At 60.5% G+C, this 25,056-nt stretch carries 24 protein-coding genes and 1 tRNA gene; 15 read left to right on the plus strand and 10 right to left on the minus strand.

The annotated features are described in order from the left end of the window. Position 1: 1 nt before the first annotated feature. The 3 genes from NP511_RS09130 to NP511_RS09140 all read right to left on the minus strand — a co-directional run bounded on the left by NP511_RS09130 (position 2) and on the right by NP511_RS09140 (position 4,710). Entirely contained in the window at positions 2 to 2,458 is a 2,457-nt protein-coding gene (locus tag NP511_RS09130) for a DUF2309 domain-containing protein (RefSeq protein ID WP_049965433.1), read from the minus strand. Then, positions 2,448 to 3,944, minus strand: a complete 1,497-nt coding sequence (locus tag NP511_RS09135; RefSeq protein ID WP_049965432.1) for a proton-conducting transporter transmembrane domain-containing protein — start codon at positions 3,942 to 3,944, stop codon at positions 2,448 to 2,450. The genes NP511_RS09130 and NP511_RS09135 overlap by 11 nt, the downstream gene beginning before the upstream one ends. 304 nt (positions 3,945 to 4,248) lie before the next feature. Further along, positions 4,249 to 4,710, minus strand: coding sequence for an Lrp/AsnC family transcriptional regulator (locus NP511_RS09140; RefSeq protein WP_006182886.1), 462 nt, complete (start codon positions 4,708 to 4,710; stop codon positions 4,249 to 4,251). 83 nt (positions 4,711 to 4,793) lie between these two features. Between NP511_RS09140 and NP511_RS09145 the strand changes: the two genes are divergently transcribed. From NP511_RS09145 to NP511_RS09175, 7 genes are all read left to right on the plus strand, one after another. Then, positions 4,794 to 5,012: a hypothetical protein gene (locus NP511_RS09145; RefSeq protein WP_006182887.1), complete on the plus strand. Its 219-nt coding sequence runs from the start codon at positions 4,794 to 4,796 to the stop codon at positions 5,010 to 5,012. A gap of 87 nt (positions 5,013 to 5,099) precedes the next feature. Next, positions 5,100 to 5,294 carry a cold-shock protein gene (locus NP511_RS09150; protein ID WP_005554588.1) on the plus strand — a complete coding sequence of 65 codons (195 nt, stop codon included), beginning with the start codon at positions 5,100 to 5,102 and terminating at the stop codon, positions 5,292 to 5,294. Positions 5,295 to 5,404: 110 nt separating this feature from the next. Continuing rightward, on the plus strand, positions 5,405 to 5,770 hold the full coding sequence (locus NP511_RS09155; RefSeq protein WP_006649760.1) for a cupin domain-containing protein: 366 nt from the start codon (positions 5,405 to 5,407) through the stop codon (positions 5,768 to 5,770). 120 nt (positions 5,771 to 5,890) lie between these two features. After that, on the plus strand, positions 5,891 to 7,000 hold the full coding sequence (locus NP511_RS09160; RefSeq protein ID WP_006649759.1) for a FecCD family ABC transporter permease: 1,110 nt from the start codon (positions 5,891 to 5,893) through the stop codon (positions 6,998 to 7,000). Further along, positions 7,000 to 7,863 (plus strand): ABC transporter ATP-binding protein, encoded by an 864-nt coding sequence (locus NP511_RS09165; protein ID WP_049965431.1) that lies wholly within the window; start codon positions 7,000 to 7,002, stop codon positions 7,861 to 7,863. Before NP511_RS09160 ends, NP511_RS09165 begins: the two co-directional genes overlap by 1 nt. A gap of 48 nt (positions 7,864 to 7,911) precedes the next feature. After that, positions 7,912 to 9,015: an ABC transporter substrate-binding protein gene (locus tag NP511_RS09170; protein ID WP_049905741.1), complete on the plus strand. Its 1,104-nt coding sequence runs from the start codon at positions 7,912 to 7,914 to the stop codon at positions 9,013 to 9,015. Positions 9,016 to 9,082: 67 nt separating this feature from the next. After that, complete coding sequence (locus tag NP511_RS09175) at positions 9,083 to 10,192, plus strand: ABC transporter substrate-binding protein (protein WP_049965429.1); 1,110 nt, start codon at positions 9,083 to 9,085, stop codon at positions 10,190 to 10,192. 1 nt (position 10,193) lies between these two features. Here NP511_RS09175 and NP511_RS09180 read toward each other — a convergent pair whose 3' ends face one another. Further along, on the minus strand, positions 10,194 to 12,542 hold the full coding sequence (locus NP511_RS09180; RefSeq protein ID WP_049965428.1) for a methyl-accepting chemotaxis protein: 2,349 nt from the start codon (positions 12,540 to 12,542) through the stop codon (positions 10,194 to 10,196). Between the two features lie 142 nt (positions 12,543 to 12,684). On the opposite strand from NP511_RS09180, the gene NP511_RS09185 reads away from it, so the two are divergent. Further along, positions 12,685 to 14,751: a DEAD/DEAH box helicase gene (locus NP511_RS09185; RefSeq protein WP_049965427.1), complete on the plus strand. Its 2,067-nt coding sequence runs from the start codon at positions 12,685 to 12,687 to the stop codon at positions 14,749 to 14,751. A gap of 110 nt (positions 14,752 to 14,861) precedes the next feature. Continuing rightward, positions 14,862 to 15,554, plus strand: coding sequence for a DUF7504 family protein (locus tag NP511_RS09190; RefSeq protein WP_049965426.1), 693 nt, complete (start codon positions 14,862 to 14,864; stop codon positions 15,552 to 15,554). Here the strand turns inward: NP511_RS09190 and NP511_RS09195 are convergent, their stop codons facing one another. Then, entirely contained in the window at positions 15,555 to 15,806 is a 252-nt protein-coding gene (locus tag NP511_RS09195) for a pro-sigmaK processing inhibitor BofA family protein (protein WP_006182897.1), read from the minus strand. An 82-nt stretch (positions 15,807 to 15,888) separates the two neighbouring features. Between NP511_RS09195 and NP511_RS09200 the strand changes: the two genes are divergently transcribed. Together NP511_RS09200 and NP511_RS09205 are read left to right on the plus strand one after the other, a co-directional pair. After that, positions 15,889 to 15,961: transfer RNA gene (locus tag NP511_RS09200), tRNA-Pro, on the plus strand. A 988-nt stretch (positions 15,962 to 16,949) separates the two neighbouring features. Then, complete coding sequence (locus NP511_RS09205) at positions 16,950 to 18,287, plus strand: replication protein (protein ID WP_233274330.1); 1,338 nt, start codon at positions 16,950 to 16,952, stop codon at positions 18,285 to 18,287. A 115-nt stretch (positions 18,288 to 18,402) separates the two neighbouring features. On the opposite strand, the gene NP511_RS09210 is transcribed toward NP511_RS09205, so the two are convergent. From NP511_RS09210 to NP511_RS09220, 3 genes are all read right to left on the minus strand, one after another. Beyond that, a complete protein-coding gene (locus NP511_RS09210) occupies positions 18,403 to 18,930 on the minus strand; it encodes a hypothetical protein (RefSeq protein ID WP_136396871.1) in 528 nt (175 codons plus the stop codon). 64 nt (positions 18,931 to 18,994) lie between these two features. Then, positions 18,995 to 19,219, minus strand: coding sequence for a hypothetical protein (locus NP511_RS09215; protein WP_136396872.1), 225 nt, complete (start codon positions 19,217 to 19,219; stop codon positions 18,995 to 18,997). A 29-nt stretch (positions 19,220 to 19,248) separates the two neighbouring features. Further along, positions 19,249 to 19,611: a winged-helix domain-containing protein gene (locus tag NP511_RS09220; protein ID WP_211249107.1), complete on the minus strand. Its 363-nt coding sequence runs from the start codon at positions 19,609 to 19,611 to the stop codon at positions 19,249 to 19,251. A gap of 369 nt (positions 19,612 to 19,980) precedes the next feature. Here NP511_RS09220 and NP511_RS09225 point away from each other — a divergent pair, with 369 nt between their 5' ends. The 4 genes from NP511_RS09225 (at position 19,981) to NP511_RS09240 (ending at position 23,278) form a co-directional block, all read left to right on the plus strand. Next, entirely contained in the window at positions 19,981 to 21,006 is a 1,026-nt protein-coding gene (locus tag NP511_RS09225) for a tyrosine-type recombinase/integrase (protein WP_049965423.1), read from the plus strand. 315 nt (positions 21,007 to 21,321) lie between these two features. Then, positions 21,322 to 21,543: a hypothetical protein gene (locus NP511_RS09230; RefSeq protein WP_049965422.1), complete on the plus strand. Its 222-nt coding sequence runs from the start codon at positions 21,322 to 21,324 to the stop codon at positions 21,541 to 21,543. Between the two features lie 344 nt (positions 21,544 to 21,887). Further along, the gene (locus NP511_RS09235) at positions 21,888 to 22,574 is read left to right on the plus strand and encodes a hypothetical protein (RefSeq protein ID WP_136396873.1); all 687 of its coding nucleotides are present in this window, start codon (positions 21,888 to 21,890) and stop codon (positions 22,572 to 22,574) included. Between the two features lie 47 nt (positions 22,575 to 22,621). After that, positions 22,622 to 23,278: a hypothetical protein gene (locus NP511_RS09240; RefSeq protein WP_136396874.1), complete on the plus strand. Its 657-nt coding sequence runs from the start codon at positions 22,622 to 22,624 to the stop codon at positions 23,276 to 23,278. Here the strand turns inward: NP511_RS09240 and NP511_RS09245 are convergent. Both NP511_RS09245 and NP511_RS09250 read right to left on the minus strand, forming a co-directional pair. Then, positions 23,270 to 23,899: a hypothetical protein gene (locus NP511_RS09245; RefSeq protein ID WP_136396875.1), complete on the minus strand. Its 630-nt coding sequence runs from the start codon at positions 23,897 to 23,899 to the stop codon at positions 23,270 to 23,272. The two genes, NP511_RS09240 and NP511_RS09245, sit on opposite strands and share 9 nt — an antisense overlap. A gap of 122 nt (positions 23,900 to 24,021) precedes the next feature. Further along, positions 24,022 to 24,900, minus strand: coding sequence for a hypothetical protein (locus tag NP511_RS09250; RefSeq protein ID WP_136396876.1), 879 nt, complete (start codon positions 24,898 to 24,900; stop codon positions 24,022 to 24,024). Between the last annotated feature and the right edge of the window lie 156 nt (positions 24,901 to 25,056).

Below are 25,056 nucleotides of genomic sequence, written 5' to 3' on the forward strand. Positions count from 1 at the left end.
GTCAGTCGTCGGCCGTCGACTCCGCGACCGGCGTCGTCTCCGTCGGCGTCGCCGCCTCCGGAGTCGCCTCCTCGCGGTGGCTCGCCCACTCGAGATCGCCCGCGTAGTGGAACGACTCGTTGTCGCGTTCGGGATCGACGACGGTCAGATCGCCGATCCACCCGTTGTCGAGCAGTTCCCTGACGTCCTCGTGGTCGCGGAGGATCTCGGTCACGCGCTCGCGGGGCGCGTGGATCACCGCGGTCAGGCGCAGCGGCTGGTGGAACGGGCGCTCGTCGTCGAGTTTGAGCGATTGCAGCGGCAGGCCGGTCAACAAGTCACCGCCGTTGCCCTGGACGACGCCGACGTTGCCCACCGGGTTCTGGGTGACCTTCGAGCCGCTCCCGTAGACGCCGTTGTCGACCGTCGCGAAGTAGTACTGGTTGTTGATCCACTGGGTGACCACGAGCGGCCCCGTGACGATCGCCTCGAGGGCGTCGCCGTCCGGATCGACCGACCAGTCGTAGGAGTGGAGGAACGCGCGGCCGTCGAGGTCGCGGTCGGCGGTCAGTTCGCGCGGCCCGATAACGAACGAGGCGTTGCCGGCCAGCCCCCACTCGGGACGGGTCTCGGCCCAGTCGGCCGCCTTGCGCTCGACTTCGTCGACGGCCGCCTCGTCGTCGGCCGACGCGGTGCGCTCGGCGGCGGCCTCGGCGCGGGCGCGGGCGAGGTCCGCGCGCAGGGACGCGAGGTCCTCACGGTGGCTCTCGGGCACGTCGTCGTCGAACAGCGTGATCTCGTCGGTCGTCGTGTTGTGTTCGCCCGCGAGGAAGACGGTGTCCTCGGGGATATCGATCCCGTGTTCGCGCAGCGCCGCCTTGACGTCCGGGTCGTTACAGATCGCCGCGAGGACGCGGGCGTTGGGGCCGCCGGGGTTGCCGGCACAGGCCCCGCAGTCGAGACTCGAGCCGAAGGGGTTGTTCGTCGTCTCGCTGGCGTGGCCCGTGAAGACGACCAGCCGGGCGAACTCGGTCCAGCCCATGAGTTCGAAGGCGTTCCGGGCGTACTCGACTTTCGCCTCGTGGCTCAGCCCCTTCGGGAGGTCGTGGTCGGCGTGGTCGTGATCGTCGTACGCGTCGTAGTCGACGGCGGGTGCGGCGGCCTCGTGGCGGCTCGGAACACGCTCCGCGATAGCCGACTCGAGCGTGGCGATCGTCGACGGCGACAGCGTGCGGGCCGCCATCGCCGAGCCGTAGGCGCTGCCGGCCCCCTCGACGAAGGTAAAGGCCGCGACGAGGTTGGACTTGAGCGTCTTGAAATGCTTGCGCGCGGCCGTGGCGAGTCCGGTCCAGCGGTCGCGGGCGGCCGCCGACTCGGCGTCGGCGGGCCGGTCGACGATCCGGTGTTCGGGCTCGACGATCGGCGGGCAGGCGTCGGTATCGGCCGCGGCCTCGTAGCCGCGGTGGCGCATCGGCACGCCGAAAAAGCCCGCGTAGCCGTGGGTCTCGTAGGGGCCCTGTGTCTCGACGTGGCGGCGGATCACTTCCGAGCGCGTGTCGATACAGAACACGAGCTGGGCCGCCGGACGACCACCGTCCCCGGCGGCTTCGGGACCGGTCACGGCGTCGTCGATCCCGTCGAGGAGTCGCTCGCGGTAGCTCTTCTCCCAGGCGGTCAGCCAGATCTCGGGCAGCGGGACCTCGTCGGCATCGGCGTCGATCCCGTCGCCGGCGTCGAGATCGATCGGCGCGTCGAGCAGATCCGTGATCGTCAGCCGCACGGCGAGGTACTGAGCCAGCGTGATCGGGTACTGCTCCTGCCACGGATCGACGGCGTCGTCGGTCCGCTGCGTGATGAACCCGCTCCAGCCCGGCAACGCCGCGAGATGGGCCTCGAGGATCTCGACCCAGCGCCCCTCGGGGTAGTCGCCGAGGACCGACTCGAGCGCCTCGATTGCCGTCTCGGGCAGGTCGTCGGCGTCGGCGGGGCCGGGCACGTCGCCGTCGTGGGGGGCCACCGCGCGCCACGCCCGATAGAACCCCGCCTCACGGTTGGGCATCGGCCACTTGGCCTGCCCCTCGTCGAGGAAGGCAGCGAGCCACTTCGAGAGGACCCGATCGACGGTCTCGGTCGCGTCGTCGGGGTCTGCGGCCGTGCGTTCCGCTTCGGCGTCGGCCATCTCCTCGAGCAGCGTCTCGGGATCGCGGTCGATCCCGTGGGCCGCCAGTTCCGCCCGGAGCGTGTCGGCGTCGATACGGCCCGACTCCCAGGCGCGGCGGAAGACCGACGGGTGGGGGTAGCCCCGGCCGCCGAACAGCTCTTCGGCTTCCGCGACGGCGCGGTGGAACGGCTCGTCCTCGAACCCCGAGAGGGGGTTGGCCGTGACGAACGAGTGCAGCGGCCAGACCGAGCCGATGCGCTCGGCCGCGCTGTCGATGCTCGCTTCGATGCGACGGGCGTCGTCGGTGTTACGCGTCATTGTATTCCTCCGTGTTGGTGAGGACGGTCGACGGATCGGGTTGGGAGACGTTCAGCAAGGCGACGTAGAGACGCTCGCTCGAGCGATACCAGCCGAGTTCCGCGACGAGATACGCCCCGACGAAGAGGGCGACGACGAGGTAGTGGACGACGGTCAGCTCGGTCGAAACGTGGGTCATCGGGACGCCGGACAGCATCGACGAGACGGCGTTGAACATCACGGCGTAGCCGCCGATGGCGGTCAGGACGACCAGCGGAACGCTGACGAACCGGACCATCGTCGGCAGGGTCGAGCGGCGAAGGATATCGCGGGCCGCGGTCAGCGTCGTCAGGACCACGACCAGCGTCAGGATGGTGCCGCTGTTCAGCGTCAGGCTCGTCGCCTTTCCGGTGAGGATGCCAAAGAGCGCGCCGCCGCCGACGGCCGTCACGAGGCTGACGGCGATCCCGGGGAAGCCGAGTTCGGTGTGGCCCGCATCTTTGGGAGCTACGCGCTCGACGCCAGCCCCCGACGAGAGGAAGAGATACGCCTTGTAGAAACCGTGCAGGATGAGGTGAGCGATGGCCGCGGCGAAAAAGCCGAGCCCACACTGGAGTAACATAAAGCCCATCTGGGCGATCGTCGAGCTGCCGAGCTTGCGCTTGACGTCCGTCTGGACGAGGATCATCGCCTGCCCGAGCAGGGCACTGACCGCGCCGACGAGGACGATCGCCGACATGATCACGAGTTCGTTGCCGACCAGCGGCGCGAACCTGGTCAACAGGACCCCGCCCGCGTTGACGAACCCGGCGTGCATCAGGGCCGACGCCGGCGTCGGCGCGGTCATCGACGACAGCAGCCACCCGTGAAACGGCACGAGCGCCGACTGGACCATCGCCGCGAGGACGACCCCCGCGGCGGCGACGAGCGTGACCGTCGGCGAGACGCCCTCGAGCCCGGTGAGGATCCCGGTGAGCGTCATCGCGCCGGTCGCCCAGGCGAGCAGCGCCACCGAGCCGGCGAGCAGGGCGCTGCTGGCGAGGAAATAGCGGCGGGCGACTCGGCCGGCGGCCTGGGCCTGTGGCCAGTCGCGAACGTGGCCGATGAGACCGGCCAGCAGCAGGCCCATCGCCAGCCACGCGGCCACGAACAGCGCGACGTGGTTCGCCGCGGTCATCGTCATGACGGCGAGGGTAAAGCCGAACACGCGACCGAAGAACCGCTCGATGTCACGGTCGCCGGCCATGTAGCGCCGCGAGTAGCTGTGGACGATCCCACTGAAGAACGTGACCACGACCCACATGACCGCGGTCAATCCGTCAACCCGCAGGAGCGTCGAAAACTCCCAGCCGGCACCCCCTCGAACCGTCAGCGCGAGAACGCCGAGACTGGCCAGAAAGAGCGTCCAGACCGTCCAGGTCGACGCTCGCGGCACGGCCGAACTCGGCGGCGTCGGTTCGGGGCGCTGTGCGACGTCGTCGTCGATCGTTGCTGTGTCCTCGGTCATGTATCGTAGTCGACCAGTACGGGACCGGGTCCCGTCGCGACGTGTCGTTCGCGGCAACACTTGCGTAACCGGTCGTCTCTACCCCATATGTGAACAGAGCGGTTATTATAGCCTTCGGTTCGAACAAATCGTTCGTTAGTCGGCGACACGGGCCGTTACGATCGTTCGTAACCGGCCGCTCGAGCGCCGAGCCGGCGGCTTTCGGCTGAATCGCATGACGAAGTCGCCTCCGGCTGTCGATACGAAGCCCGCGGGCCCGGTCCCCTCGCGCCGGTCGTCGAGGTCGGGGTTCCCGACGACCGCGTTAGGAAGAGAACTCGTCGAACGAGGTCGATCGATGACTGCGGACGAGGACTTCGTCGGTGATCGTCAGTCCCATGTCCGCGATCTGCTGTGCGATCGGCGTGACGGCCCTGTCGTTCTCGACGACCACGGTCACGAGGAGGTTCCGCTCGCCCGTGATCAACTCCTGCACCGAGACGACGCCCGAAATCTCGAGCAGGTCGTCGATGTACTCCCCGCGGTCGGGGATCGGTGCCGTACAGAACAGTAGCATCCGGATCGGATAGCCGGACTTCGTGTAATCGATGTTGGCGCTGTAGCCCTTGATGACCCCCTCGGACTCCAGTCGCTGAATGCGCTTGCGGACCGTACTCGAGGAGGCGTCGGTCCGGTCGGCGATCTCGCTGGAGGAGAGGTTCCGTGCCTCCTCCTGGAGCGCGTAGAGGATCTCCCGGTCGACCGCGTCCAGCTCGTACTCCGCCATACGCGTTCGTTGCCGCGGCGGCTATAAGGTACTTCGGCTCCCAAGACTCCGAATACTTATACTGGGAGCCGAAAGGGGAAGGCATGCGCGAACGACTCGAGTCGGATCTCGGCTTCTACTACGCCGTCGGCGGCTTCATCATCGCCGTGTTCGTCGTCGGGATGGCGGCCTTCGCCCTTATCAACCCCGACGGCGTGGGAACGGTGGAACTGGTCGGCCTCTCGGGGGGCTTTTTCGTGTTCATGCTGGTGTACTTCATCGCTATCTCGGTCCAGCGCCTCGAGGACGGCGACAGTATCTGAGGGCCCGAGCGCGTCGTATCCGACAGTTCTCGAGACGACTCCGGAGTCACAGGGTTTAAGACTCCCCGGCCGTTCTCTTTAGAAGCAATGGCGAAAGGAACCGTTGATTTCTTCAACGACACTGGCGGCTACGGATTCATCGAGACTGAGGACGCGGACGACGACGTGTTCTTCCACATGGAAGACATCGGCGGCCCGGACCTGGAAGAAGGACAGGAACTCGAGTTCGACATCGAGCAGGCCCCCAAGGGCCCGCGCGCGACGAACGTCGAGCGCCTGTAGAGCGGATTCGTAACGGTATCGGCACTTGACTGCAGTATTTTATATCCCCGAGCCGCAGCGCTCGTGGCCGTGACACTGGCCTTTAGTAGCGACGGCGCTTGTGTTCCGATATGACCGAGCCACTGCTTCGCCGCGGCGCGGACCTCGAGTACGAGACCGTCGAGGCGGCCGACGGCCTCGAGAAGGCCGTCCTGCTCAACGACGATCACGGCGCGCCGACGTTTGCGATCCGGCGGTTCGTCCTCGAGCCCGGCGCCGAGGTACCGAAACACACCAACGACGTCGAACACGAACAGTACGTCCTCGCGGGCGAGTACACCGTGGGGCTCGAGGACGAGGAGTACGAGGTCGAAGCCGGCGACTCGCTGCTTATCCCCGCGGGGACGGTCCACTGGTACCGCAACGAGAGCGACCGGCCGGGCGCGTTCATCTGTGCGGTGCCAAACGGCGACGACGAGATCGAGTTGCTCGAGTAACGGCACGGCCCGTCGTGGGGATCGAGTCGGGAGAACCGACCGACTCCGGCTGGTGGCAGCGATTGTCACATCGTTCTGCAACCGCAACTACTAAACGTCTTTTAGGCACACCTAAATGTGATGGGAGAAGCGCAGTCGGTCGAGGGACACAGGTCCGCCCGAGAGCGGGAGGGATGGGTAACCGGGCGGCTTGTCCTCTTTTGTCTGGCGAGTACGGTCATCACCGTCGTCGCCGGACTCGTACAGGTGAGCTTCGGGGAGTACTCGATGACGTTCCTCGAGGCCTGGCAAGCGGTGTTCGAGCCCAGCGTGATATTCAACCTCCACGCCTGGTCGGCGTTCCTCTTCGGGACGGACCTGCCGGAGATGAGTACCGCGAGCATCGTCGTCTGGACCCTCCGAATGCCGCGGGTGTTCGTCGCGATCATCGCCGGTGCGACGCTTGCGATTTCCGGTGCGATCTTCCAGGCCGTGACGCGGAACGAACTGGCGAGTCCGTTCGTACTCGGCGTCAGTTCCGGCGCTGGATTCGCCGTGCTGGCAACGTTGGTCGTCTTTAGCGGCCTCACGCCGTTCCTGCCGCTGATCGCCGCCCTGGGCGGGACGGCCGCGTTCGTGACCGTCTACTCGATCGCCTGGAAGGGCGGGACGAGCCCCGTCCGACTCGTACTCGCAGGCGTTGTCGTAAACATGGTCTTTCAGTCGCTCCAGCAGGGGCTGTTCTTCTTCGCGGACGATCTGGGTGTCGTCCAGACGGCGATCGCCTGGCTGACGGGATCGCTCACGGGCACCGGCTGGGAAGAAGTACGGATCGCAGTCCTGCCAGCGGCCGTGGCGATCGCGATCGCGCTCGCCGGTGCGCGGCAGTTGAACGTCCTCATGTTGGGTGAAAGCACCGCTCGCTCGCTCGGTATGCGCGTCGAACGGGTCCGGTTTTCTCTCTCGGCCGTCGCGATCGTGGCCGCCAGCGCCGCAATCGCCGTCGCCGGTATCGTCAGCTTCTTCGGCCTCGTCGTCCCCCACATCGTCCGGAACACGGTCGGTGGGGACTACCGACGCCTGATGGTCGGGTGTCTCTTCGCCGGACCCGCACTGATGGTTTCCGCCGACGTCGGTGCGCGACTCGCGCTGGGCGGGGCCCAGATGCCCGTCGGCGTCGTCACCGGACTGATCGGCGGCCCGTATTTCCTCTATCTGATGCGGAAGCAGCAATCAATGGGTGAGCTATAATGTCACGCACACAGCAGAGCGGGGATCGAGAACAGGAGCGGATCACCGACGACGACGGCAACGCGGTCGAGAGCGCACTGGTCGGCGATGACCTCGAACTCAGTTATCCGACGAGCGAGGAAACCATCGTCGACTGCGCGCGCCTCGACATCCCCGAGGGAGCGGTGACCGCGCTCGTTGGACCCAACGGCAGCGGGAAGAGTACCCTGCTGAAGGCGCTCTCGAAGCATCTCGAGCCGAACGCGGGGTCCGTACAGATACACGGCAAGGACCTCGATGCGTTCAGTCGCAAGGAACTGGCGCGCGAAATGGGTGTCCTCTCGCAGGAGAACGACTCGCTCGGCTCGATCTCGGTCGAGGATCTCATCTATCACGGCCGCTACCCGCATCGGGGCTTTTTCGACGGCGTCAGCGAGGAGGACCAGCAGGCGGTCGAACGCGCGATCGAGTTGGCGGGAATCGACCACCTCCGGGAGTCGGAACTCGGTCAGCTGAGCGGCGGGCAGAAGCAACTGGCCTGGATCGCCATGGTGCTGGCACAGGACACCGACGTCCTGTTGCTCGACGAGCCAACGACGTTTCTGGACATTCACCACCAGTTCCGCGTCCTCGAGACGATTCGACAACTGAACGAGGAACGGGGCGTGACGGTCGCGGTCATTCTCCACGACATCTCACAGGCGGCCCGGTTCGCGGACTATCTGGTCGCGATGTGCGACGGCGAACTCTACGACTGGGGGCCGCCCGAGGAAGTCGTGACGGAACAGTTGCTCGCCGACGTCTTTGGCGTCGAGGCCACCGTCGAGTACGAGCCCGAACTGCAGGTACTGCCGAAGCGGGCGCTCTCGAATAGCCGGAGCTGACGCCGCCAGTCGGAACGTTTTTGTATTTTTAGGCCAGCCTAAACATCAATGGCCACCGAATCGAAACGGACGAGACGACGCCTGATGAAAACGGGAGCAGCGATCACCGGGCTCGGTATGACCGCTGGCTGTCTCGGCTCGCAGGGGACGGGAGACGGCGAGAGCGAGTACTCCGTCACGATGGAGCCCGTCGGTACCGTCGAGTTCGACTCCGTGCCCGAGACGTGGCTCCCCTATACAGGGGATTACGCGGACATGGGCGTTGCGCTCGGACGGGCCGACGGGCTGGTCGGAATCGGCTTGCAGAGCCGGTACGGAACCCACTACTACGACGAACTACCGGGCGTCTCGGTCGAACCGGACGACCTGACCGAACTCTGGGACGACGGGACCGGGCAGGAGGTGTTCTACGAACTCGAGGCCGACGTCCACCTCATCGATCCGAACTTCATGATCAACCGGCTTGGCTGGAGCCGGGAAGCGGTCGACGAAATCGCCGACAACGTCGCGCCGTTCGTCGGCAACACCGTCTTCTCGGCCAGTTACGAGTGGCACGACTACCCTCGCTACACCCTCTACGAGGCCTTCGAGAAGGTAGCGGAGGTTTTTCAGGAGCGAGAACGCTACGAGGCGTTCGAACGGCTCCACGATGACGTGCTGGCCGACGTGCAGTCCCGACTCCCCGACGAGCGGCCCGAGGTTGCGGTCCTCGTCCCCGCCTCGGCCGAGCCGGACGCGTTCTACCCGTACCACATCGAGGACGATACCCAGTCCAAACACTGGGCCGATCTGCAGGTCGACGGCGCGCTCGCCGCGAACGGCGTCGGCGACGCGCAGGCGGCGAGTGGCACCATCGACTACGAGACGTTGCTCGAGATCGATCCCGACGTCATCGCGATCAGACAGCAAGGGGAAACCACCGAGTCGGATTTCGAACGGGGGATCGTCTCGTTCATGCGCGATCACGATGTCGCGAGTGAACTCCGTGCGGTCCGGAACGACCGCGTCGTCTACGGTGGCATGACCTATCAGGGACCGATTATCCACCTGTTCCAACTCGAGCGGGCGGCACAGGGGATTTATCCCGACGAGTTCGGCGGCGAGGAGCTGTTCGACCGGCAGGCCGTCGGCGATATCGTCACCGGCGAGTGATGCTCGGCGGGAGCGAGACAGCGTCGGGTTCGGAACACTTTTATTGTTTTAGGCCAGCCTAAAAGTTATGAGTGACGAACCGACGTGGACGCGGCGCAACGTGCTTCGAACGAGCGGGACCATCGCGGGCGTGAGCGCGTTGGCCGGCTGTATCAGCGGTGACGGATCGGACGACGAGGGCGATGTCGATCCGTACACGGTCTCGATGCCGCCGGTCGGCGACGTCGAGTTCGAGTCGGTCCCCGAGACGTGGGCCGCCGGCACCGCGGATTGGGCCGACATGGGGGTCGCACTGGGTCAGGAGCCGCCGGTGGGACTCTATATCGCAGGGCGATTACATACGGGGTATTACGACGACATTCCCGACGTGAGCGTCGACCCGGACGATATCGAAACACTGTGGGACGACGAGTTCGGCCCCGAGAAGTTCATGGACCTTGCCGAGGACGTGGATGCCCTCGTCATGGATCCGAACTTCCTCACGGGACGGGCCGACTGGAGCGGCGACGCCATCGAGCGGATCGAATCGACGGGGACGCCGTTCTTCGGGAACAGTATCACCTCTCGGGGCTACTCGTGGCATGAGGACTACGACTACCTCACGATGTACGAGGCCTTCGAGAAACTCGCCGAAGTCTTCCAGGAACAGGAACGCTACGACGAGTTCGAGACGCTACACGACGAGTTCCAGTCGGAACTCGAGAACGTCGTTCCCTCGAGCGATCGACCTGAGGCTGCAGTCCTGTACCCGCAGATAGCGGACGACTCGTTCCTCCCCTACACCATCGACGAGTCGACGAGTTACAAACACCTACGGGACCTCGGAGTCGAGGACGCGCTCGCGAACTCCGACGTCCAGAACTTCCACAGCACCCGCGGATCGATCGACTACGAGACGCTCCTCGAAGTCGATCCGGAGTACATCCTGCTTCGTACCGAGCAATACCTCAGCGAGGAGGAGTTCCAGCAAAACTACATCGAACCGATACAGAGCCACGACGCCGGGCAGAAACTGACGGCCGTCCAGAACGACAACGTATACAAGACCGTCCCGTTCTATCAGGGCCCGATCATCAACCTCGTCGCCACGCAGCGGTTGGCCGAGCAGCTCTACGGCGTCGACGAGCAACTGTACGACCCGCAGGAAGTCAGCGACATCGTCAACGGCGACTTCTAGTCTACTGCGCCTCGAGCCAGTCGAACGGCCGCTCGGCCGACGATTCGTCCGCGACCCCGCGCTCGTCGGCGTCCGGGTCGGCCGCGTAATCGTCGACCGCCGGCGGTTCGCCCTCGGTCCCGCTCGAAACGATGTCCGCCGGCTCGGCGTCGACCTCGAAGGTCGACAGCGCGTCCGAGAGTTCCCGCGCACGGTCCGACAGCGACGTCGCGGTCCGGGACACCGCGGCGAGCGACGACGTCTGTTCCTCCGCGGCCGCCGCGACCGTCTCCGCTTCCGCGCTGGTCTCCTCGCTGATCGCCGTCACGTCGTCGGTCATCGAGACGAGCCCCTGGGTCGCCCCGGCCTGTTGCTGGGTCGCCGCCGAGATCTCCTGGACGCCGTCGTTGGTCTCCGCGGCGTAGTCCGAGATCTCCTCGAGCGCTCCGACCGTGGTCTCGACCGCTTCCCGGTGGTCGGCGATCCGGTCGTCGGTCTCGCGGACGACGGCCGCGACCGCTTCGGTCCGGCGGCTGACCCGCTCGAGGCGCTCCTCGACGTCTTCGGCGGCTTCCTGGGTGTCCGCAGCGAGTGACTTGACCTGATCGGCGACGGCCGTGAACTCCGCGTCGTCGGAACTCGAGCGGGCGGCCTCGATGCTCGCGTTGAGTGCCAGCAGGTTCGTCTCCTGGGTGACCCCGCCGATGAACTCGAGGAGGTCGTCGATCGCCTCGATCTCCGCTTCGAGGCGGTCGACCTCGGTGACGGCCGCGTCGGCCTCGTCCTCGATGGCGTTCATCCCCTCGATGGCGCGGCGAGCGGCCCGGCGGGCGTCGGTACTCGTGGTCGCGGTCCGTTCCGCGAGGGTGGCGACCTGCGAGGAGGTCGCCGCGATCTCCTCGGTCGTCGTCGACAGCTCGTCGATCTCGGTGCTGATCGACGCGAGCCGGTCGCTCTGGCGCTCGGCCCCGTCGGCGATCTCCTGGACCGACGTCGTCACCTGCTGAGAGGCCGACTGCACCTCGACGACGCCGTCGGCCGTCGACGCGGCCGCGTCGTCGACCGCGTCGGCGAAGGCCCGTGCAGCGGCGACCGTCGCCTCGATGTCGTCCATCATCGCGTTGAACTCGCGGGCGACCGTCGCCATCGCCTCGCTCTCGGTATCGGGCTCGAGCCGCCGCGTGAGATCGCCCTCGGCACAGGCCTGCATCGTCGCGCCGTACTCGTCGGCCGTCCGCTCGAGGTGCCGGGAGAACGCCTCGGACTCCGAACGGGCCCGTTCGGCCTCTGTCCGGGCGGCCTCGGTCTCCTCGAGGCGATCGCGCAGCGATCGGCGCATTCGATCGAGCGAGCGGTGCAGCTCCCCGAGTTCGTCGCTCCGGTCCGACTCGACTGGCTCCGCGAGATCGCCGTCCTCGATCGCGGCCGCGCGGTCGGACAGCGACCGGAGCGATCGGGCCGTCGACCGGCCGACGGTCGCGCCGAGGACGAGTATCCCCCCGAAGGTGACCGCGAGCATCGCGAGGATCCAGTTCGAGATGTCCGACTGCAGCGAGTAGGCCTGCGAGGCCGGCACGCGGGTCGTCAGCGTCCAGTCCGCGTTCCCGAGGTCCGCGTATCCAACGAGCGTCTCGTCGTCCTCGCCCTCGATCGACGTGGTTCCGGCGTCGTCACCGTCACCCGTCGGCGCGACCGTATCGTTTCCGAGCAACAGCGAGCGGTCCTCGGCGAGGACGACCGTCCCGCTCGCGTCGGTGACGACGACCTCGTTCGTGTCGTCGCCCCCGACCATGTACCGGGACAGCGACTCGAGGTCGACGAGCGCCACGAGGGCCCGGTCGGACTCGCCCGGGACCTGACTGATCGCGAGCATCGCCGGTCGCCCGTCGCCCGTCTCGAACGCCTCGGAAAAGACGACCTGCGACCCGTCCGCCGCCGCGTTCGAGAGCCGGTCGGCGACCGCCGGACTGACGGTCCGGTCGTCGTCGACGACCGCGTCCGTCCCGGCGTCGACGTGAACGGTGCCGTCCGACCCGACGTAGTAGGCCCCTTCGACGGCGGTCCGGTCGGTCAGGCGGTTGAGCGAATCGGCAATCGCGACCCGGTCGTCGCCGCGAAACGCCGCCGATCTGGGCAGCGACTCCAGCTGCCGTTCGGTCGACCGGAACCAGATGTCGAGCCGATCGGCGTCCTGTTTCGCGTCGCCGACCAGCTGCGATTCGACCTCGGACTCGAGTTCGGTCCCGGTGTGTGCGTAGATACTGCCCCCGAACGCCCCGATCACCACGAGGATGGCGACGAGCGCGGCGAAGAACCGGAGCGCGTAGCTGCGGCGGACTCCCGGCACGGTCTCCCACGAAAGTATCCCCATACAGCGTCGGATTCCGACGCCCCCGATATGTACCTCGCTAAGAATTATATATACGGCTATAGATCGGTCCCGACGGATATGGACGCCATCGCCGTCGCCGCAGTCCGAATCGCTGAAATACCGTCACGGCCTACTCCGTTCCGTGTCGAAGCAGGTCCAGCAGGTCGAAACGATCTTCTGTCACGAGACGGGCGACGACTACCTCGTCGTCGTCGAACGTGACGGCAAACGGCTATTCCGCGCAAAACTCGGACTCTCGGAGACTTCGGCCGGGCCACGCCCCGCGAAGTTCCGGCTGAAACAGGGCTCGAGCGAGGAGCCCCGCCAGCCCGACGAGTTCGTCGAACTGGCCCGCCGAGCCAAGCGGATCCGTATCTCCGAACAGACCTCCGCCGCGGGCCGACAGGACCTACGGGAGATGCTCGCGGGCTACCAGCTCGAGGACAAGACCAAGACCGTCCGGACCTGTCGGTACTGTGCCGGCGCGGGGCGGTACTCGCCGATCACGACCGACACCGCCGTCAAGGACGACGACGACTGGATCTGTCGCGACTGCGCTCGGCAGGAACTCGAGCGCCAACTGTCCTTTTCCGGCGGTGGCGCGGTCTCGGGTGCCGCAAAGGAACGCCTCGAGGACCTCATGATGGAGGTCCAGGACCTAGAACGGATCGTCAACCTCCTCAAGGGGCGGCTCGATCCCGATCTGACGAAGTTCGATACCATCTCGGCGACGACCGACGAGGTCGACCCCGTCCGGACCGACTCGCTGAACCTGCATCCAGGCCTGCAGAACTTACTCGAGGACCGGTTCGATACCTTGCTACCGGTCCAGAGCCTCTCGGTCGAACACGGTCTCTTTGAGGGCGACGACCAGCTCGTCGTCTCCGCGACGGCGACCGGGAAGACCCTGGTCGGCGAACTGGCCGGCATCAACCGCGTGTTGAACGATAAGGGGACGATGCTCTTTCTCGTGCCCCTCGTGGCGCTGGCAAACCAGAAGTACGAGGACTTCCAGGACGAGTACGGCCACCTCGTCGACGTCTCCATTCGCGTGGGCGCGAGCCGGATCGCCGACGAGGGCGAACGGTTCGATCCCGAGGCCGACGTCATCGTCGGCACCTACGAGGGGATCGACCACGCTCTGCGGACGGGCAAGGAGATGGGCGACATCGGAACCGTCGTCATCGACGAGGTCCACACCCTGAAAGAGGACGACCGGGGCCACCGGCTGGACGGGCTGATCTCCCGACTCAAGTACACCTGCGAGCAGCGCGCGAAGCGCCGCGACGACTACGGCGGCGCGCAGTGGGTCTACCTCTCGGCGACGGTCGGCAACCCCGAACACCTCGCCGAGGTACTCGAGTCGACACTCATCGAGTTCGAAGAGCGGCCGGTCCCAATCGAACGCCACGTCACCTTCGCGGACGGCCAGGAGAAGGTTCGGGTCGAGAACAAGCTCGTCAAACGCGAATTCGATACGGAATCGTCGAAGGGGTACCGGGGGCAGACGATCATCTTCACCAACTCCCGGCGGCGCTGTCACGAAATCTCGCGCAAACTCGATTACTCGGCCGCGCCCTACCACGCCGGCTTGGACTACAAACGCCGCAAGGAAGTCGAGCGCAAGTTCGGCGAGCAGGAGCTGTCGGCGGTCGTCACGACCGCCGCGCTCGCAGCCGGTGTCGACTTTCCCGCCTCGCAGGTGGTCTTCGACTCGCTGGCGATGGGCATCGAGTGGCTCTCCGTCCAGGAGTTCCACCAGATGCTCGGACGAGCCGGACGGCCGGACTACCACGACGAGGGGAAAGTGTACGTGCTGGTCGAACCCGACACCGCCTACCACAACTCGATGGAGATGACCGAGGACGAGGTCGCGTTCAAACTCCTCAAAGGGGAGATGGAGTCCGTGATGACCCACTACGACGAGGCCGCCGCCGTCGAAGAGACCCTCGCGAACGTCGCGGTCGGCGGCAAGGCCGCGAAGGCCCTGAACGACCGCATGCTCGGCGAAGTCCCTACGAAACACGCCATCGGAAAACTGCTCGAGTACGACTTCATCGACGGCTTCGAGCCCACGCCGCTGGGACAGGTCGTCACCGAACACTTCCTCGCGCCCGGCCAAGCGTTTACCCTGCTCGACGGCATCCGGAAGGACGCCCACCCCTACGAACTCGTCGCCGACATCGAGTTACGCGACGCGGAGCTGTGACCGTCGACGATCGGTGACGGCAGCCGTGCCCGCGGTCTCGATCCGGCCGGAACCATAAAGAACGAGAGCGCGCAATCGAAGGCCAACGCGGGGATCTCCCCGGCCTTATCATGGATCCGCTTACGCCAGCCGCGATCGAGCCGCCGGCGAACCTCCTGCTCGTCCATCCCGACTGCGACGAGCCCGACGCCTGCGAACAACTGTGTCACGAGGGTGCGGAGACGGCACGACTCATAGTGACCTTCGGGGACGAGACACCGGAGCCACCGGCCGCGGACGACGTCGATGGCAAGCGAGGCCTGCTCACCATCGGGGACGTGCTGGCCGATTCGGGGACCGAGTCGTCCCCCAACTTCGGCGAGACAGTCGTCACCGACTCGGTCACCGATCCGACCGATCTCTCCGAGATCGGCGTCGCCATCAGTCGGTTCTGCAAGCACTGGTCCGCGGCCGACGAGGACATCGCCGTCTGTTTCGACTCGCTGGACGCACTCCTCCGGCATACCTCGCCCGAGGCGGTCTTCCAGTTCGCACACGTCCTCACGAACCGGCTGGCGAACGTCGACGCCTACGCCCACTTTCACTTCGATCCCACCCGTCACGAGGACCGGGTCGTCTCGACGTTCGGAACGATCTTCGACGAGGTCGTCGCCGACGATACCGACGAGTCGCTCCCGGAAGCGACCGACGAGGAAGTCGCCGACCTCCTCGCAGAGTGGGAGGACGAGGCAAGCGACGACCTCGAGCCCACGGCGGACTCGGAGGCCACCGACGAGGAGATCGCGCGAACCCTCAGCCGATAGTCAGACGAACGCGATCTCGAGGACCGACAGGACGATCACGACGATCGAGCCGGGAAGACCGCCGAGGGCGACGATGGCGATGACGACCGGCGTGATCGCGATCGCGAGGCCGAAGACCGCCTGGGCGAGGTACAAGACGACGAGGCCGACGATCGCGTTGACGATGAAGGGGCTGGCCGCTCTGACGAGTTGGGCCGCAACGAGAACGAGTGCAAGGACTGCCACCAACACCAGAATCTCGAGGCCGGTCATAGCGGCGGTATCACGGCAGCCCCCAAAACCGTTCGGACCGTAACGAAACGCTTTATGGCGTTGGGACGGTAGCGGATGGTACGGGATCGTGGGTTAGCTTGGTATACTTCGGGCCTTGGGTGCCCGTGACCCCGGTTCAAATCCGGGCGATCCCATAGCGAGAATAAGTATTACGGAGGGTTTTCCCGTAATACCCGGTTCGACACAGCAACCAAGTCTGCTCATAGGGACCCCTACGTGCTGCTTAGAGGTGGTAGCGCATGAGCCGCTTCGCCGGAATGTCGCCGGCCGAGCGGCGTGAGGATCCAGCTTTCAGCAGCTATTCAAGTGATTGTGGTCACCCTGACGCCAACCGCACGCAGAAAGACAGTGGTGGGGAAACCTGTTCTCCGTCGTTCTACTGCACAGATTGCGGTCGTCTGGTGTTTGATCGTAAAGCGGCTGTCATCGAGAGGGTGTCAGCATGAGTGCCGATCCCGACTCTCCTGCCCCCCAACCTACCGGGGTAGAGCAGACCGCCGCGGGGCCCTCTAACGGGTCCCGCGCGGTCTGCAAAAATACTCACTGGGCGCGCTTTGTAAGCTACCGATGCCGAATGGGGGGCTGTCGGCAGCAATGCATTAACCGTGCCGACGAACTGACCACTTGGCTCAGACTCTGTTCTGACTGCGTCGACGATCGCGACCGCGACGCGCTCCAGGAAGAGATCACCGAGCGGCTCCATCCCGAGCTGCGTTTGCTGTCGATCGCCCTCGAGGACGACCGCGACCGGCTGGCTGATCTCTCCCACTGGCGGTCCGGTTCCCTAAGCGGTGAGAGTGGCATGACCGAGCGCGACCGAGTGCCGGATGGGCAGATGCCCGGAACGCGCAGCGGGAACGGCGCCGACGCAACTGCGTCCGTCGGCGCCGTGGACGCGAGCGGAAGCCCGGAATGCAGGGAGCGCAGCGAAGCGAGCGACCGGCCTCGTTCCGGCGAGGGAGGGAGCGCGAGGGATTCAGTTACAGCGGTTTCTGACGGTGGCTATCAGATGACTGTGTGGGTACAGCGGTTGATTCTCCTCTCACCATTACGGTCACCGACTGAGGCCACAGATGAGGAAGTTCGTAGCGCAATCGAGACGGCTGAGTCGGGGGATCATCGATGAGCCGAAACACCGATTCATCATCTGCTATCGGTAACGCGGATTTGGCATCCGCCGCTTCTCGGCCTTCCAAGACTAACTGTACAACCGGCGATAGCGGCGCTGAAAACGGCGTTCCCGATTCGTGGCACGCCTACTGGTGGCGGCAGAAGAACAACATCGTAGACGAGTTCATCGAGTCTCGATCGGCCCGCGCTGCGCGGCCGATCTCCGTCCGAGACGACCAGAAACTCCGCGAGGAATGCACGACCGAGCGCCACGACGGCGGCCGTCGGGCGAAGACGTGGAGTAGCGTGCTGAACGAGTTTCTCGACTGGTACAACGGGTATCGGCACGCACACCTCGTCTTCACCGATCCCGACGGCAACGAGGTGCGCGCGCAGATGCCGAACTCGCATCAGCCTCGCTACGGGAACAAGTACTACGCCCGGTTGAAGGCCCTCGAACGCCAGATGATCCGCGAGTACGACGATCTCCATATCGCCATGCTGACGTTCACCGGCTCGACGAGGAACGCCAACGGCGGCTGGCGCTGCCCGGCCGATCATCTGCGCGACGTCGTGGATTCGTGGCGACCGAACCGAGGTCGTGGCGTCTATCACGCGCTCCGTGACGCGCTCAGCGGAATGGAGTGGGAATATGGTCTCGTCGTGGAGAAACACAAATCCGGGTACGGACACGTCCACTGTGCGGTATTTGTCGATGGCACAGTCACCGAATCGGATTTCCATCCGGTGATTGACGCACATCTCCGCCAGTGCGAGATTGCTCATCGAGACGCCCATAACTACCACGCTTCCGAGGATTCAGACCGCCCGGTCTCGATTCGGTCCGTTGATCCGAGCCTCGACCCAGTTGATATCGACACCAACCGTGGCAACGTGGTTGGGAACGTTGGGAGCTACATCGGCGAATATATCGGTGCCTACGGGGAGCCGCTGTTTGACCGTGGTCTTGACGAGCTGCAATTCCGTGCGGCAGTCTGGGCAACCGGTACTCAACTCGTCCGATTCAGTGCGGGTGCGAACGAACTGATTAGGCGAGAACGCGACGATTGCGACGACCAAGAGACGATCATGCTATCGAATCCGGAATTCAAACCAGACAAGCATGCGAATCCAGAGAGTGACGTACTCCCGTTTGAGGTCGTCAATCCCGGCTGGTCGATTGACTCTATCGGGCGCGTTGATGAAGAAGGTGAAGACCGCTACGATGTTGCTCGCTCAAGTGTAGTCTTCGCGACGATCGATGATGCCCGGCACCTTGATCCACCTAATTCACAACCCAATACACCACCGCAACCAAGATCTGAAAATCAGAGATTAGATAGCTACTGAACACCGCAAACGGCCTATTCCACAAATAGTGGAATGAGTCGTTCCGTTGGATTTGGCAGCGTTAGTGACAACTACCTGTTAAACATAGACTCATGGAAAATTTACCACTATATTCCTATATGTTCTCCCAGCCAGCGTTATCTGCCTGATTGAACTGTTTTATGAGATAAACATACGATACAACCACAATACCGAAAGTAGTTGAAAGGATAAACAATATTTGCCAGTCCGCTGCCCATCTTTGCATATCTTGATAGAGCAAAGATATCGTGCTTACATAGACTAATGCAAAGGATACCAACCCAACACCCTTACTGAGTTCTCTTTGCCGCTTCGCTTTCCTTTTTTCTAGCTCAATTTTTCTGTTGTTTATCTCCCTATCATGAGCGATTTCAAATCCCTTCTCAGTGAGTACGTACATCTCCTCATCATATATTTCTTCTAACGTTAATGCGCCAACCACACGCAAATGTTCAAGGTCCTGAAATGCCTCTGCAGGAGGCTTAGATGGAGATACAAGCGGATGGTCTCGTGGATATTGAGGGTCCGTTGGCTCCGTGCCAAATGATTCTTCCTCGATAACAGGCACAATGAAACCGCTGTTATAAATCACATCGAAGGTTCGCCCAATGTCACTATGCATGACTGGTATTGAACATGGACAGAACTTAGTTTAATAGAATCAAAGATAGGGAGATTTCCTCAATTTATACTTTTTCCATGTGCACTCGGTGGCGAGTGCCTTCTTCGTAATCACGGAATTCCGATGACTTGTGATTATCTCGTTTCCCTTTTGCTGCGGCCTTAGCTGACCAGTTTCTCTTTGCACTCTCTTTATCTCCGTAATAGTTGATATCCCTTTGTGGCGGCTCTTCGTCGTCATATGTTTTATCAAGCCCACAATCTTCGCAATATACTCTGTATTTAGCCATACATGGAACTCCTACTGAACTGTCAAAAATCATTCCCCATTCTCTTCGTTCGCTCGATCGTCGTCTGGATTGATAGCCCAATCATCATCGTTAGGTAATACTCTGCCCTCAAGGAACTCCATACCCTTTTCTGTGATCTCATACCGTCCTCGACCAGTTTTTTCTACATAGCCAGCTGCTTGAAGAGTGCTTAATCGGCGAGAGATGGCTTCACGAGATTTGTCGGTGTTATCTGAGATAATAGTCGGTGATAGAGTCAAGCCTCTACCCAGTGCGTCTATTATTTGGAGATCAGTTCCCGTCATCCAGTCAGGTTCCTTCAGCACTCGAAATGGACCAAGAACCGTCCAGTCGTCGGGTACGGAGTCTTCAAATGGATCTTCGTCACTCATTGAGACATCCTTGCCAGTGAACGCTAAAAAGTGATCTCCTCTTTTTGTTCCCTAATTCGTGATCACGATCTAGTGATAACACTTATGTGCCGATGATTACATTCACGAAATGCGGAACTACCCAGTAGGGCGATGATGATTTTGTAGGGTGGTGAAGAAGGGCCAGCGTCCCAGCGCTGGCCTGAGGTGGTTCCATCAGGAATCCATGAGTGGAACCAGTACGGGGCAAAGCCCCAGTGAGAGAAACAGGCGCAACGCAAATAACTTCAATGGGAAGTGTAGCTACTGCGGCGGTCAGGCTGAAGGAATTGATGCTGAAAGGCCAGTTGCATCATGCAGAGATTGTGCTACGGAGCAGTGCGATTAAGCATGTCGGGCCCGCGGAAGCTCACACCACGCGAAGCTTGGCACCGATATCTTAACAGTCGACGGACGGAGCTGACCGAGGAAACAGCGTCGACGTACCACTACCGGCTGAAACTCTTCACCGAGTGGTGTGAAGACAACGGAATCGAGACGGTCGCCGAGCTGGACGGCTGGCTCCTTGACCAGTACGAATCCTTCCGAGCTGGACAGAACATCGCTTCAACGACCATCCATAACGAAATGGAGACGCTGAAGTCGTTCGTCGAATACCTCGAACGAATCGAGGCGGTCGACGACGATCTCGGCGAGCGGGTGAACGTGCCCGATATTCCACGCGGGGAACGCTCCCGCGAGACGAAGCTCTCAGCCGATCGAGCGATCCCGCTAATCCAGAACTATCGCAACGACGATACGTTGAGCGGAACCCGGAGTCATGCGCTTCTTGAAACAGCTTGGCATACGGGTGCTCGACTCGGTGGTCTCCGAAGCCTCGATCTCCGTGATTTTGACCGCGAAGAACGGACGCTCGAATTCGTCCACCGGCCAGAGACGGACACACCGCTGAAGAACAAGAACAACGGTGAGCGAATCGTCGGGATCAGCGAGCAGGTGAGCAAGACGATCGTCGAGTACATTCAGAGCGACCGCTGGGACAAGCACGACGAGAATGGACGGCAACCGCTGTTCACGTCGATGCAGGGTCGGCCGAGTTCGAATACCGTGCGGATCTGGATGTACATGGCGACGTTCCCGTGTCTGCACGAAGAGTGCCCGCACGGCTACGAGAAAGCAGCCTGTGAGTTTCGGTGTCATTCGAAAAGCAGTCAGTGCCCGTCTTCGCGAGCCCCCCACCACGTTCGTACCGGCTCGATCACCTGGCACCGTGATCGAGGCGTTCCCAAGGAGGTCACCGAGAACCGGGTGAACGCCTCACAAGACGTGATCGACGAGTACTACGACAAGGCATCTCGCCAAGAGCGGATGGAACAGCGCCGACGACCGCACCTACATAAACTCGACATCGAATAAGACCTATGTCCACCGAAATCACCAACCTGAGAGCCGCACAACCGCGAAAATTAGCCCGTATCAACGCCGGGCGATCCCATATTGCTGCTGCGAGCAAATCGCGAGCAGCAGCAATTGGAACGAGCCCGGATTCGAACGAGAGAACGGCGAGCGATAGCGAGCCGTTCGCGTGGTTCAAATCCGGGCGATCCCTCCGTTATCGTGACCGATCGGTAAGCGGTGGCTACAAGATCGGATTCTAAGGTTCTGCGCGGAGCGCAGGTTCTCGAGCGTGACTCGAGTTCCAAATGAGACGCGAGAAGCGTATGGCCTCGAGTGCGACGAGAACGGGAACCCGCGCCGGACGCGGACGAGACGATCCGCTCGCAATTGAACGCCGATAGCGTCGAGACCGTCGCAACGATCGCCAGCGAGGGCCTCGAGAAGTGGGCGAAGTCGGGGAATGATCCGACGATTCTTCGCGGCGCCGAGCTGACCTGGAAGACTCCGGGCGGCGGGACTGAAACCGGATTCGTCGGCGCGGTCGCGGATCGGTGAACCGGTCTGAGTAGTGGCAACACTCTCTGAACCCCTCTTTTCTGCAAGTTAGGTTGACTACCACGGTTTCGTATGCAACTCTGGTTGTAGCCAGTGGCTCGAGGGCGGGGTCGGCACCGCGATCGCACGGCAACACCGGCGGGGTCGTTTCGCGCTTCGCGCGAAAGCCCCCTTGGCGGGTGTCGCCAAGGCGACAGTGCCAAAAAATTACAGCACATCCCCCCTACCGACGGATGAAAATCTCCAGTTGAAGCAGGGGAAACACACCCTTTTGATGTGCGCGAAAAATTTGGGGTTAGAGGTGGAGTTTAAGATTTATAACAGTTGGCTCGTTGGCAGTGAGTATGGAATCGGGAGTTATCGCGACTGTTGATGGTCCAAGGTCTCTAGAAGAGTTTCATGATTCAGTTCCGCTCGATAACGACGCTCCTTTCGCCGAATCGGAGAGATGTATCGAAATCCGGAGTGAACTGACCCTTGAAAGCGGTAAACCAATTTATCAAGGACGTGCTGCGATAGAGGAGTTATCTGAGCAGGAAGTGTCTGAGATCAGTTCGGATGGAACAGTCTCGTCAAGCACTACAGTAAATAAAGAAACAAAATATACTGAATTCCTTTTCGTTCCAGATTCTTTCATAGCTGTCGAAAATAGCGCTGGCACCTTCTTGTTCCAACTACTAAATGTAAAAACCGACCATTCAGTTACACCAACCAATATCGATCTGAATGGCTATCTTTTGGACCATGATGATGCCCTTGTCTGGAAGCTCGGATTCAAAGATAGAGGAGCAAACGCCGAAAATGGTGTTCTTCATGGACATGACTTGCTCGAGGATCAAGAAGTTGGAGGTGTTTTAGGCCAAACTGAAAAGAACCAAATCGGCATAGAACACTCATTTGATTCGGAAAGCGTAAAGGTATTCCTCACTGAAAGTGGATATATTGATGTTTATCAGCCTAGTAGTTATGACTCGAAGGAATTTGTCAACTATATATTAGATGAAGTTATTGACTTCACAGTCTCAAAGTAAATATGGAGTGATAACTAATAAATAGTTAAAGTCCAGTTGTAGGTCATATGCCAACATCGTGTCTACTGTACGAAATTGAAACCTCCGTTGATCTCAGCGCAGTCAAATCTCGGGCAGAAAATAACTACAGTAATACCCGAAATCATAATTCCTCTGGGAACACGCTAGAAACTGATCTTTTAAATATAGACGATACATCTCGAGGATTCTCTTGTACACTTAGGTATGACTACGCCGCCAAACGCGGAGCCCGACCAGGAATGTCGCAATGGTATATCGATGTAAAGCAAACACCAGTACGGTTCACGCCCGACCATTTCATCATTATCGGATCAAAACATACTGGTAGAGAACTATCTGAAATACGCGAATTACTAAAAATATCTGAAAGTGATTACACGCCCTTCTCAATCACTCAGGGAGTGATCGCTAGTGCTGCTGGACAAGATGCTCAACGAGAAGAACAAGGTTCGTGGGAAGGGATCGATAATGACACCGACACTGGGATAATTTATGGCGATGTCGATCAATCCTCCTACGCTGCTGACTTCGATAACGCTGGTAACGTGACTTATCTAAAATACGAATCTCAAAACTATCCTGGTTCTGTTGGCCTATCTGCGAACCAGAATTCGGTAGTTTTCTGGACAAATAGCTGGGATCGTGATGAGATGGAGGATTATATTTACGATGTCTTAATCTAAATCTTGGAGCTTTTCCTCAACGAGCGTTTTCAAATCTACAAGAGCAACTTCTGACTCAGATTCTGGGATTTGTTTAACTTTGATCTTGTTTTCGAAAGATTCTGCTAAATAGCCATTGTCGGTTTTAGACCGGTCTGTTAGGCCATTGCGGCCGAAAGACAGCTCACCATCAATATTTGAATGGACTTTCACAAGGAAGCTGTATGCCCCTTTTTTCCGAGAAGGGGAATTAAGATCTTCAGAGATATTTCTGGTACGACGAAGTGAAATATGTAGACCATCCATGATGTTTTCAGGTGATACAGTAGTCTTTGAATTGATTCGGATTCTATCTGATCGATCCGTATTTTCTGTAGATGGGTTCGTTTGCGGAGATTGACTGGCTATAGAGTTCACTGTTATTACTGAGGATACCTTCTTAGAATCAATCTTTGTCCATAATCTTCCCCCGTAGTGAACTCTCTCATCAAACTCTCCCACCTTCTCCCGAAGATCTCTGATTAAATCCTCGGTTGCTAACTCCCCCGACAAAGAAATTGTTACAGTAGCTACAGTGGTCACTCGGTCAACCACTTTTGGGATTTCGAAGTCAGAGTCAGTTTTACTATGTTGCTTGAACATTCGATTTAGTTGGACTCACTGTAGCTGGTGTTCAACGCTTGCTAGCTTAGTTATGAACTCAACCAGCAAACCTCTTGTGCCTATAGACCCTTTTTTAGTCGCTGGATACGCACTACTTAGGACTACCCATATCGTTTTCTGATCTCTGCTTGCATTATCTCTTCTATCGTATCCGCAAGATTCATTGCCTTTTCTTCATACTCCTCTCTCTCCATTGCTGCTCCATAGTACTCCTCGATCACGTCATTTTCATAGTAATCCCAGAAAGTATCTTCCCAGTTAGGATCCCCTTCTTGTACTTCCCAGTAGCTGAATACTTCGTTGTCATAGGGTAAACTATGATATTGTGACTGCAACTCTGACTTGAATTCAGTAGCTGATCCGGCTTCCTCAAAAGCAGGCCATATGTCTTGGATCCAATCCTTGAATATCACTTCTTCACCCTCTGGTTCTGGTGCCATAGCCGGTCCTGTAGCTACTGCTTGTGTCTCTGATTGATGCCTGTGGTTACCAGTCGTCATAACATCACCTATAATATATGACGGAGGGCCAAAGCGACCGCCTGGGAGGTCATTAATAAATGTCGGCGCTATTCTGTACTGCTGGTCAACACATGTATTAGCCTGTTTGAGATAATTTGTATACTCTTCAAACAGATCCCTGATTTCAGTATCCCGTTGTCGAGTTGCTTCATCCAATTCTGTTGTCCATTTTGATTGGTATTCTCCGGGCTTTCCAGGCAAGTTACCGTTTGCTGCCTCGGAAACTTCGTCAAGAAGTGGACGAGCTAATTCTTCTCGAAACCATCTGGTCTTATCCTTTTTTCTTGAGAAATATTCTTGTATGATCTTTCCTACTGTAGGTCCTAACATCCAACTAAGAACACCTAGTGCTATGGAAAATATGATTCCAGCGATAACACTATCAATAGTATTGAGTACGATGAAGAAGCCCAGTAGCATCACACCACCTATCACCACTTTATTCGCAAAACTGTCCATATCAATAGATGAGATCAAAGTCAGAAATTTGTTTCGTCTAATTACCACTCATAGTGTTTTGATGAACTCTCTCCTTCCACCCCCTGAAGATGTACGTCGACAGAATCCGATCCCCGAATATGCACACGAGTCGCGACACCGCGTGTGCATCTCTCG

The sequence above is a fragment of the Natrinema thermotolerans genome, assembly GCF_031165565.1.
Taxonomy (GTDB): domain Archaea; phylum Halobacteriota; class Halobacteria; order Halobacteriales; family Natrialbaceae; genus Natrinema; species Natrinema thermotolerans.